This window comes from Leeuwenhoekiella aestuarii, from assembly GCF_004104055.1.
GTDB lineage: Bacteria > Bacteroidota > Bacteroidia > Flavobacteriales > Flavobacteriaceae > Leeuwenhoekiella > Leeuwenhoekiella aestuarii.
This window is the reverse complement of sequence record NZ_QOVJ01000007.1, coordinates 62,739-74,862: the sequence shown is the minus strand read 5'-3', so window position 1 is coordinate 74,862 and position 12,124 is coordinate 62,739. Positions and strand designations below refer to the sequence as shown.

Annotated in this window: 5 protein-coding genes; 4 read left to right on the top strand and 1 reads right to left on the bottom strand. The window is 34.9% G+C overall.

Annotated elements, in window-relative coordinates:
• The first annotated feature begins 250 nt into the window (after positions 1-250).
• From DSM03_RS15205 to DSM03_RS15190, 4 genes are read left to right on the top strand one after another with little or no spacing between them, the layout of a single operon-like run.
• Positions 251-3,436 carry a SusC/RagA family TonB-linked outer membrane protein gene (locus DSM03_RS15205; RefSeq protein ID WP_236638931.1) on the top strand — a complete coding sequence of 1,062 codons (3,186 nt, stop codon included), beginning with the start codon at positions 251-253 and terminating at the stop codon, positions 3,434-3,436.
• Between the two features lie 37 nt (positions 3,437-3,473).
• Positions 3,474-5,426 (top strand): RagB/SusD family nutrient uptake outer membrane protein, encoded by a 1,953-nt coding sequence (locus tag DSM03_RS15200; protein ID WP_236638930.1) that lies wholly within the window; start codon positions 3,474-3,476, stop codon positions 5,424-5,426.
• 16 nt (positions 5,427-5,442) lie between these two features.
• The gene (locus DSM03_RS15195; RefSeq protein WP_128762605.1) at positions 5,443-6,645 is read left to right on the top strand and encodes a DUF4959 domain-containing protein; all 1,203 of its coding nucleotides are present in this window, start codon (positions 5,443-5,445) and stop codon (positions 6,643-6,645) included.
• 10 nt (positions 6,646-6,655) lie between these two features.
• Positions 6,656-7,870, top strand: a complete 1,215-nt coding sequence (locus DSM03_RS15190; protein WP_128762604.1) for a DUF4998 domain-containing protein — start codon at positions 6,656-6,658, stop codon at positions 7,868-7,870.
• Positions 7,871-7,919: 49 nt separating this feature from the next.
• On the opposite strand, the gene DSM03_RS15185 is transcribed toward DSM03_RS15190, so the two are convergent.
• The gene (locus DSM03_RS15185) at positions 7,920-11,975 is read right to left on the bottom strand and encodes a two-component regulator propeller domain-containing protein (RefSeq protein WP_128762603.1); all 4,056 of its coding nucleotides are present in this window, start codon (positions 11,973-11,975) and stop codon (positions 7,920-7,922) included.
• Between the last annotated feature and the right edge of the window lie 149 nt (positions 11,976-12,124).

Sequence of the window (12,124 nt, the reverse complement as noted above, 5' to 3'; positions counted from 1 at the left end):
TTTTTTAATACAGATTTAGTCTCTAAAAATCGGTTTTCTATAAAATTTGTTCAGCTTCTTAGTTGTTGTTATCATTTTAATAACATCAGTTTTTTAATTCATAAGTTAAAAACTAATAGGCTAATAAAATAAGAGCTATAGGTATTTGACTATATCGATTTCGTAATACTTCACACACTTCTATTAACTTAAAAATACTCAAACAATGAAAATGGTACTAAACAAAAAACAATTTAATATTTAGGGGAGTATGACAAAAATTTACACACACATTAGAGCTATAACTGGAATATTTTTTTTCCTCACTGGTTTTATGACATTTGCGGCTCATTCAGTTCGTGATGATGGTAATTTCAATTTTCAGAAGACCATAACCGGAACTGTTATTGCCGACGATTCTAAAACCCCGCTTCCGGGAGTTACAGTCTTAGAGAAAGGTACTTCTAATGGAGCTTCGACAGATTTTGATGGGAATTACTCTATTACTGTTTCTGAAGGTGCGACTTTGGTTTTTTCATACGTTGGTTTCAAAACCATTGAGATAAAAGTTTCGACCAATAATACTATGGATGTTAATCTTCAGTCTGATTTAGAATCTTTAGAAGAAACAGTAGTTATTGGTTTTAACACTAATCAAAAGAAGAGTAGCCTTGTAAGCTCTATTACATCAATTAATCCTGCAGAGTTGAAAGGTCCAACAAGTAACTTAACAACAATGATGGCAGGTAGGGTTTCTGGTATGATTGCCTTTCAGCGTAGTGGTGAGCCTGGCGCAGATAATTCAGACTTCTTTATTAGAGGATTAGGAACATTTGGTTCTGGAAAAAGAAATCCTTTAATACTTATAGATGGTATTGAATCTACGACAAATGATATGGCAAGACTACAACCAGACGATATAGAGTCATTTTCTGTATTAAAAGATGCCGCAGCATCTGCTGTATATGGTGCACGTGGGGCAAACGGAGTTGTAGTTATCCGAACCAAAATGGGTAAGTCTGGTAAAACTAAATTTCACTTTAGATCTGAAACCCGAGTATCTTCAAACGCTCGAAACTTTAATTTTGCAGATAATATCACCTATATGCAGTTGGCAAACGAAGCGGCGTTGACACGTAATCCTAATGCGATCTTGCCATATAGCCAGAGTAAAATTGAGCGTACTGCAGCTGGGGATAACCCTTTACTATATCCTAGTAATAACTGGATAGATGATTTAATATCAGACTATACAATTAACCAAGGAATTAATTTAAGCGCCAGTGGTGGTGGTGAAAATGCCAGATATTACATATCTGGAACCTATAATGTTGACAACGGAGTTCTTGATGTTGAAGGGATCAATAACTTCAATAGTAATATAAAACTTAAAAATTACTCCATACGTAGTAATGTTGATATTGATTTAACACCAACAACCACAGGAATAATTAGAGTTTATGGTCAATTTGATGACTATAACGGTCCCGTAGGTGGTGGAGGTCGTATATTTAATCTTGCGTTATGGTCTAACCCTGTTAAATTTCCAAAGATTTATCCAGCTAGTCAATTGCCTTTTATTGAGCATCCTCTTTTTGGTGGGGCAAGAACGCGTTCTGGAGACAATACATTACTTATAAACCCTTATGCAGAAATGGTTAGAGGTTATCAGACATCTAAGGCTTCTACTATTCAGCCCCAACTAGAAATAAAACAAGATTTTGGCTTTATAACCGAAGGGCTTACGGCTCGTGCGATGGGATATTTGAGAAGGTATAGTTTTTATCAGGTATCCAGACAGTATAATCCATTCTTTTATGAATCTAGGATAAGCCCTGAAACAGGTGAATTGGATATCAATGTTTTAAATGACGGAGGCCCAAATTCTATTGGAGAAACCGGTACAGAATTTCTAAACTACTCAGAAGGAGATAAACTTTTAGATTCAAGAATTTATCTGGAAGCTGCAATTAGCTATAATCGTACATTTAATGAAAAGCATGCAGTTTCTGGTACGCTTATTAATTTATTATCAAGTTTTGAGCAAGGTAATGCAGGTAGTGTACAAAATTCTTTAGCTAACCGGAACCATGGTATATCTGGTAGATTTACTTATGGATATGATGCTAAATATTTAGCTGAAGTCAATTTTGGGTATAACGGTTCAGAGCGTTTTGCGCTGGGCAACAGATATGGATTTTTTCCATCATTTGGTTTAGCTTATCGTGTATCTCAAGAGAAATTTTGGGAACCCATCAAAAACGTTGTAACTAACTTTAAAATAAGAGGTACCTATGGTCTTGTAGGTAATGATCAGATAGGTAACGTAAATGACAGGTTCTTTTACCTTTCTAACGTAAACCTTAATGATGGGAATTATGGAGCCACTTTTGGAGAGCAGTTTGGAAATTACAGACCTGGGGTATTCACCTCTCGTTATGCAAACCCTAATATTGGATGGGAAGAATCAGAACAAATTAACATAGGGCTTGATTTAGAGTTCTACAAATCGCTGAATTTCACAGTAGACATTTTTAGACAACGTAGAGATAACATATTACAAACCCGAGCTAATATCGGTTCTGTAATTGGTTTAACCGCTACACCTCAAACCAATTTTGGCGAAGTGGAGAGTAGAGGTATGGATTTGTCTTTAGATTATAATAAGCAAATAGGTAATAATTGGTTTGTACAGGCCAGAGGTAATATGACTTACTCTACAAACGAAATTTTACAATATGATGAGGTATCTTATCCTGATGAGCTCTCTTACAGGTCTCAAATAGGTCAGAATGTAAGTCAGGTATATGGGTATATTGCAGAACGACTTTTTGTTGATCAAAATGAGGTTGATAACTCTCCTACTCAGTTTGGGGAATACACCGGAGGAGACATAAAATATCGTGATGTTAATGGAGATGGTGTGATTACAGAAAATGATAAAGTTCCTATTGGATACCCTACTATTCCTGAGATTATTTACGGTTTTGGTGGAACTGTAGGATATAAAGCATTTGATTTGAGCATATTCTTCCAAGGAGCGGCACGAACTTCATTCTTTATAAATCCTCAGAATATCGCGCCATTTGTAATTAATGGTTCTGCTCAAAATGGCCTTCTTCAGGTTATTGCAGATGACTACTGGTCAGAATCTAACCGTGATTCTTATGCCTTCTGGCCAAGACTTGGAGATACGTTTATTGAGAACAATAATCAGGTTTCTACTTGGTGGAAACGTGATGGAGCATTTTTAAGACTTAAAACGGTTGAAGCGGGTTATAATTTATCAGAATCATTAACCAACAAATTGGGGCTAAAAGCAGCTCGCTTTTATTTTAGCGGAACGAACCTTGCCGTATGGAGTTCTTTTAAATTATGGGATCCTGAAATGGGAGGTAACGGTTTAGGTTATCCTATTCAATCGGTATATAACCTAGGTCTTCGCGTAGACTTCTAAAAATTTGCTTATGTCGAAAAATTTAAAAAATATAGAAATGAAAACTTTACAACTAAAATTCTTGAAGATTTTGAGATTTTTAGGCTTGTCAGTTATAGCGTTATTCGCAGGCGTATTTCAGTCTTGTGAAGAAACCTTCTTAGATGTTGTACCAGATAATGTTGCAACTATTGAGCAAGCCTTTAAACTAAGAAATGAGGCAGAGAAATATTTATTTACCTGTTATGCATATATTCCTAAAAATGGAGATGCTATTTATAATATCGCTTTTCTAGCAGGGGATGAAACTTGGATTCCTCCACAAGATGCTTCCTTCAATAGCTTTGCTTTTGACATTGCACGCAACTTGCAACGATCTACAAACCCGTATATGGATGCCTGGGAGGGCAGATATCAGGGTGGTGGTCCTGCAGATTTGTACCAGCTTTGGGACGGGATACGTCACTGTAATATATTTCTAGAAAATGTAGAGAATATATCTCGGGTTCCAGATTTAGGAGAAGCAGAGCGTTTACGTTGGGTAAGTGAAGTGAAGTTTTTAAAGGCTTATTATCATTACTATCTGATGAGAATGTATGGTCCAATTCCTATTATGAGAGAAGTAATTCCAGTAGATGCATCTGAAGATCAGATACAAGTTCCTAGAGAGCCTATAGATTCAAGTGTAGACTACTTAGCTAATCTTCTTGACGAAGCAGCAGTAGGATTACCTCCAATGATCACAGATACTCAAGAAGATTTGGGGCGAATTACAAGACCCATTGCATTAGCTGTTAAAGCTGAATTGCTAACAATGGCTGCGAGTCCTTTATTTAATGGTAATGAGGACATGGCTAGCTTTGTGGGTAAGGACGGTAGTTCATATTTTAATACCACTTATGATACTGCTAAATGGCAGCGTGCTTTAGATGCGATCAGACAAGCGATTGATGTAGCTGAAGCAAATGGAGCTGAAATTTTTTACAAGGAAGATGTTAGTTTTGATATTGAGCCTATTACGCAAACAAAATTAGATATCAGACAAGCTGTTACAGAACGCTGGAATAGAGAGATTATTTGGGCAAATCCTAATAGTAGAACGTACGAACTTCAGCGATTGGCAATGAATGCAGTTGATAATACAACTAATGCCGGTGTTGCCAGGAGAGCACTTTCTCCTACTTTAGAAACTGCTCAGATGTTTTATACTAAAAACGGAGTACCCATTGAAGAAGATAAAACAATAAGTTTTGGAAACATAACAACTATTAGAGAAGCGGGTGAAGATGATCAGTATAATATTGCTTTGGGCTATAGGACTTCAGTTTTGAATTTTGATAGAGAACCACGTTTCTATGCAGATCTTGGTTTTGATGGTTCAGTGTTCTATAAGTTTGATAGTGGTTCTAATGATGCGCGTTGGCACTATGAAGCTAAGAATAAAGACTATGGTGGAAATACGGATGCATTTAATTTTAATGTAACGGGATATTATATCAAAAAATTAATTAATTGGGAACAAACTTTTAGTGGTGGTACTCCTTATAAAGACTATGCTTGGCCAGAAATAAGGCTAGCAGATTTGTATTTGCTTTTTGCCGAAGTCTCAAATGAGGTAAATGGCCCAACTCCAGAAGCGTTTCAGTATATAGACGCTGTACGAGCACGAGCTGGCTTAGCTGGTGTTGAAGAGTCTTGGACAAACTACTCAACAAACCCCAGTAAATACACCACAAAAGATGGTTTGAGAGAAATTATTCATAGGGAGCGTAATATTGAGATGGTTTTTGAAGGTAAGAATTACTGGGATGTAAGAAGATGGAAAAAGGCTGCTACAGAATATAATGAAGCGATAAGAGGTTGGAGTGTTTTTGAATCAACTGAGCAGGCATATTATCAAATACGTACATTATATCAGCAGCGCTTTATAGCTCCAAGAGATTATTTCTGGCCCTTAGATCAAAACACCTTAATTCAAAACCCGAGTTTAGTTCAGGCTCCTGGGTGGTAAACAAAAAATAATTATTATGAAAACAAAATTAAATTACTGGTTTTTAGTTATTTGTGGGCTTTTTATTTGTGTTTCAATAAGTTGTTCTGAGGATACAGATAATGCTCCACTTGAAAATAACGGCATTGCTCCTGGCAAGGTAACTAATCTAAGTGTTCAAAATCTTCCAGGTAAAGCACGGCTTACCTATACCGTTCCTAAAGATGAAGATTTATTATATATCGTTGCACGGTATACGTTAGAAAATGGTACAGCGATGGAAGTAAAATCTTCCTATTACAGCAATTCTATGTTGCTTGAAGGTTTTGCCGGTCTAGAAGAAACGACAGTAAATGTATATGCAGTTAACAGAAGTGAGACAGAATCAGAGCCTGTGTCTATTACTGTAAGCCCAGATCTTGCTCCTGTTTATGGAGTTGCAGAATCTTTATCGGTACAACCTGATTTTGGAGGTATTCGCATACGGGCAGATAACCCTAATGCAGATGACATAGCAATTTTAGTAATGCAGAAAAATCAAAATGGTGATTACGAACCTCTTGCTAATAGTATTTATACCTCTATAAGTGAGGTAGATCAAGCTATTAGAGGTTTTGATACAACAAGTCAAGATTTTGCAATTGCGGTGAGAGACCGTTGGCTAAATGTGACCGATACTTTATTTACTAGCGTTAAGCCACTTTTTGAACAGCTTATGCCAAAATCAGATTTTAGAGCAATAAGGCTAGCTAATGATGCTGAAAATGGGTATCCTGTTGAAAATTTATGGGATAGTGGATATCTCTCATATCTAGATGCATTTTTCACTGAAAGAGATTTAGATTTACCTTCGCATTTAGTCACATTTGATATAGGTAGTGTTACAAAGTTAAGTAGGTTACGTATTTGGAATTTCTCAGAACCTATTGGAGGACAACGCTTGTACTATTATTTAGGTGCAATGAGATATTTCAGAGTATGGGGAGCTAATGAGCTGAATGATGGAGATTTATCTGGATGGACTTTGATAGGAGAATATGAGGTTGTAAAACCTTCGGGATTACCTTACGGTCAAGAAAATAATGATGACTTGATAGCAGCAAGAGATGGTGCAGATTATGAAATTTCAATTGACGCACCACCAGTAAGATATCTTAGACTAGAATCTTTAGAAAACTGGGCAGGCGGTGAATATTTTTCTGTGTCAGAAGTACAAGTATACGGAAATCCAAATTTTTAAAATTAGAATAATGATGAAATTAAATAAAACGCTTTTAGGTCTTTTATTCCTCGTACTAGGCCTGTTTATATGGTCCTGTTCTGATGAGGATGAATATTTGAAATATACTGAAGGTGGTGAGGTGTCATACACTGGTAAAATAGATTCTTTAAAGGTCTATTCAGGTCGTGATCGTGTTCGTATTAAGGGGCTTATTATAGCTGATCCTAAAGTTACAGAGGTACGTATATATTGGAACATTAAAAAGGACTCTGTGGTCTTACCTATAACTAGGGGTGAAGGTATTGATACAGTTTCTGTAATAATAGACAATCTGCCTGAAAATGTTTACAATTTTGAAGTACGAACTTTTGATAGCAAAAATAATCCGTCAATAGCTGTTTTCGCACCTGCCGAGGTTTATGGTGATAGATATCAAAATTCATTGTTCAACCGTCCGGTTATATCTAATAATCTTATAAGAGATAGTTTAACCGTAAACTATGCCAGTATGGATTTGACTACGGGTGTTATAGGAACCGAAATTCTTTATACTAGTAATGAAGACGAGCAAAAGACGATATTTATACCTATTGAGAATGAAGCAGGTATCGTTGAAGATTTTAAGCCAAAATCTATTTATAAATATAGAACCCTTTTTCTTCCAGAAGAAAAGGCATTAGATACCTTTTATACAGAATATGTAGATTTTAAACCTGTACCCAAACCTATCCTAGCAAATGCATCAATTCCTTTTAAAGCTAAGTCACGTGATGGTAGATGGGGAGTACTTGAAGATTGGACAACTACAGATCCCATTAAAATTCATAACGGTCAAGGAGGCTGGGATGAATGGAATGGAAATATATTTAATGTTGAATCAGGTTGGGGTGCACCAGCAATAACCAACGGTAAAATTTACCAAAGTGTTACAGTAGAACCGGCATCATATAAACTCAATGTGCTTATAAGAGATACAAATCACAGCTTGGATGATGAAGGTGGGTCTTATTTTGTTGTTGCAAAAGGAGAAGCTTTGCCTGATGTTTCTAATGTAGATACTTCTGAAGATGTTCTGGTTTATAAAAGAATCAACACTGCATTAGGAAGTGAATATACTTATACACTCAATTTTACAGTAGATGAAGCAATGAATATTACAGTAGGTCAAATTACCACTCAGGCAGATGGTGATCCAGGACGTTTTTGCAATGTTAGATCTTGGGATATTGTTGTTGCAGAATAATAATTTTATAGATATTCTAATCAATAGGCGGTCTTTTGACCGCCTTTTTTTATGACTTAAACTCAGAAGGTAGTTTGCCGTACATTTCTTTAAAAATTTTCCTGAAATACTTGGGGCTATTAAAGCCTACTTCATAAGCTGCTTGTGATACAGAGTACCCGTGATTTTCTATATAATCAGCGGCTTTCTCAAGCTTTAAGTTTCTTATATATTCGTTTATACTATAACCGGTAATTGACTTTAGTTTTCTATACAGTGAAGTACGACTCATTCCCAGATCGCGAGCAATATCAAAAACGCTTTCAGTATCACCTCCTATATTTTCATTTATTATAGCATCTAGTTTTGATAAAAACTCTTTTTCTCTATTAAGAGCTGGAGAAGTTTTTTCTTCTTCTTTTTCTGGGGTTTGCTTACTATTTATAAAACGTTGAACCGCTTTACGATTACGTATGAGATTTATGATGCGCGTTTTTAATAGTTGAGGTTGAAATGGTTTAGCTATATAATCATCTGCACCTTCTTCATATCCGGTCTTTAAACTTTCAGAATTGCCTTTTGCAGTAAGAAGAATTATAGGGATATGGCTTGTAGGTAAATTGCATTTCAAGGCTCTGCACAGATCTATACCTGTCTTTTTAGGCATCATCACATCTGAGACTATTAGATCTGGTATAAACTTAGTAGCCTTCTGTATGCCTTTCTCACCATCTTCAGCGAATATAAGATCAAAATCAGTTTTTAAAATTTGATCTAAAAAATCAAGAATATCCGGGTTGTCATCTATTATTAAGAGTAGGGGTCTATCTTCAGAAGCATTGATAGATTTATTGTTGTCTTTCTGTAGGTCAGAGTGGTCTATATCTGGTTTAAGTTCTGAAGTCTGATAGGTGTGATTTTCTTCTAAAGCAATAGCACTTACTGTAACAGTTTCTTGAGAAACAACTTTAGGTATTTCTAGTGAAAATGTGGTTTTTTTGTTAGGAATGCTTGTAACTGTGAGTTTACCATTGTGCAACTCAGCAAAGCGTTTAGAAAGGGCAAGACCTATACCTGTCCCATTTTTTTGAATACTGGTTTCAGATCTATAATACCAATTGAAAATATCCTGTAATTCCTGAGCTGCTATACCGGCACCGTTATCACTTACTGTTATATCTAAGGTCTCTTTATTAATATAGAAGCATACAGTAACTTCACAATTAGGAGAACAGTATTTTATAGCATTTGAAAGTAGATTATTAATTATAACCTTTAATTTTTCGATATCCACTTCAAAAAGAGTTGTGCTTTTTTCGATGTCGGTTTTAAGTTTGATATTCTTGTCTATAGCAAGTGGAGCGTAACTCTTAACCCATTTCTTTAAATGATAGGAAATATTGTGAGCTCCTATAATAAGTTTGCTCAGTCCTTCTTCAGATTTTCTAAACTCTAATAGTTTATCAATCGCTCCAGAGAGTTTTTTAGCATTTCGGTTAATGAGTTTGAGCTGTTTTTTAAGGCTTCTGCTGTGTGCTTCACTCAATAAGTTATCAAGAGGAGCCAGAATTAATGTCAAAGGAGTTTTTAATTCGTGAGAAAAAGCGGTAAAAAAGCGTAATCGTTCTTCATTTAAATTATGTTCTAAACGTCTTTGTTCTTGTTCAAGAATCAATTTGTTTTTGAGTTTTAACCGTTCAGAATAATATCGAAATATTAAATAGATTATCGTACAAAATGCTAATAGATAGAAAATATAAGCTAGAGATGTTTTCCAAAATGGAGGAGAGATATAGATCGCTAGATTCTTTGTTGTTTCTGTTCCAGCACCTGATTTGGTTTTGATTTGAAGGTTGTAATCTCCCGGAGGTACGTCTGTGAAGTTGGCTATACCTTCTTGAGTATCTATCCAGTAATCATTATAATTTTCTAATTTATAAGAATACAAAATGTTTTTATTTACAGGATATTGCAAAGCTGTAAAATAGAACGAAAATGAATTTTGAAAATAACTGAGTGCTATTTCATTTTCGTATGGCAACGCATTTTTTAGTATGGTTTTACATCCAGGTAATATTGGTTTATTTAAAACAGAAAGTCGTTTTAGAACGATGTCTTTTTTCTGTTGCAGACGATCTAATTCAGCAGTATTGATAATTTGTAATCCTTCTAAACCTCCTATAAAAATTTTTCCATTGCCATTGCTTAAAATAGAACCTAAACCTTCATTTTGAATATTGCTTAAAAAGTTAAAATCACTAAATGTACCGGTTCCTAGATTGTAGCGGTCAATCCCGTTGTAGGTGCTAATCCAAACATATTTATCATCTTCAATGAGCAGGTTATTTATAGAATTATTACTTAGCCCATCTTTTTCTCCATAAGTTTCGACAGTGTTTTTTATTGGATCATAAAGTTTTAAACCGTTGTAACGTGTTCCTAATAAGATGTTATCGTCTGCTTTAATTTTGATTGCAAAAAAAATATCGGTGTTTAAACCCTCTACATTGTTACTATTGATGTATTCTGCTTCGCCATTAGACTTATTGAATTTAATTAACCCAGAACCAAAGGTTGCTAGCCATAAATGGCCTTCACGCTCATCAATACCTCTAATATCTAACTTTCCTAAACTATCCACAAACTCAAAGGCATCTGCCGATCTATTGTATTTAAAAAGACCTCCTCGGTTTGTACCTACCCAAATTGTATTATTCTCTGATTTAAAAATAGTTCTGACATCACTACCATTTTGCTGCGACCCTTCTAAGTAATGTTTGACTTCGCCTGTTTTATAATTTATTTTATTAATACCTCCTTGATAGGTTCCTACCCAGATAATATCATTATTTTCAGGTAATAGAGTCAAAACATTATTATTACTTAAACTGTTTCGGTTTCCAGCAATTGTTCTGTAATGAGCTATTTTACCTTCCTTCAGGTCATAGAGATCCAGACCTTCACCATCTGTACCTATCCAGATTTGATTTTCAGACTTTAGTGCGAGAGCACTTACCCTGTTGTTGCTTATAGAATTTTGAGCGTCGGTTTCTTGAACCCTTTTAGCCGGCTCACCCATTAAATCTACATAGTTTATACCGGTAGGAGTGCCCATCCAAAGTGCGTTATGCTTGTCAATAAAAAGGCTGGTAATTGATCGGTCGTAAACACTAGAGCCATCTTCTTTAGGTAAAAACCAATTAATGCTTAATGGTAAAGATTGATCTAGCAGTGTCTTTTTTTCAAGAATATTAAGACCGCCATCGCGCGTACCTATGTAAAGCTTTCCTTTGTTATCGTCAAGAATCGCTAGTACATTGCTATCACTTAAGCCTTGACTTTTAGTTGTTGCTTTGTTTAAATATAACAACTCACCATTGGGTTGTATTACAAACAAACCATTTGTACTGGCAATCCATAAATTCTGTTCAGAATCCAAATACAGTTCGGTAATCGTAGAATTACTTAGTTTAGGATGCTGAATAGTTTCTGTTTTTACTTGATTACCAGTTACAGTTACTTTATTGAGACCTTTATGATAAGTACCTACCCAATAAATAGATTTTCCCTGAGATTCAATAGCTGAAATTTCATTAGATGATAACTGATTCTTAGTACCTTTAAATCTGATTTCGTTGAAAGTAAAATTATCTGAAGCGATTTGTACACCACCGCGATACGTACCTATAACAGGATTATGATTATTATCTAAAGCTAAGGCGCTAATACTATTATCTAGTAGACCTTCTTCAGTAGAAAATATATGAAAGGTTTCTGATTTGAGATCGTAAACATTGAGTCCGGCATCTGTGGCAATGAGTAATTTTTGATTTTGAAGTAGTAATAATTCCTGAATATAATTATTAGAAACTCCATTTATATCATCTTCAAGATTTTTTCTGAATTTTAAAAATTGAGAACCATCATACCGGTTTAGACCATCATAAGTTGCTATCCAAATAAAGCCAAGAGAATCTTGTGTAATGTCATTTATGACATTGTTAGAAAGACCATTTTGAGAATTTATTAAATGAAAATGGAGATCATTAAGATTTGCTTTTTCATTTTGAGAGTATACAACCGTTGTTATAAAAAGAAATAGAATAAATCTTAAAGTTCTTTTCATGTAAAAATGATATTATATAGTGTGTAATTTGTAACCAATTTATAAAAATATCCCAGCTATTCATCAATATTAATAAGGTTGAACAATTAACACCGCAATTTTAGACAAATTGTACACGAATTTACTCAATCGAAATAGTGAAAATTGTT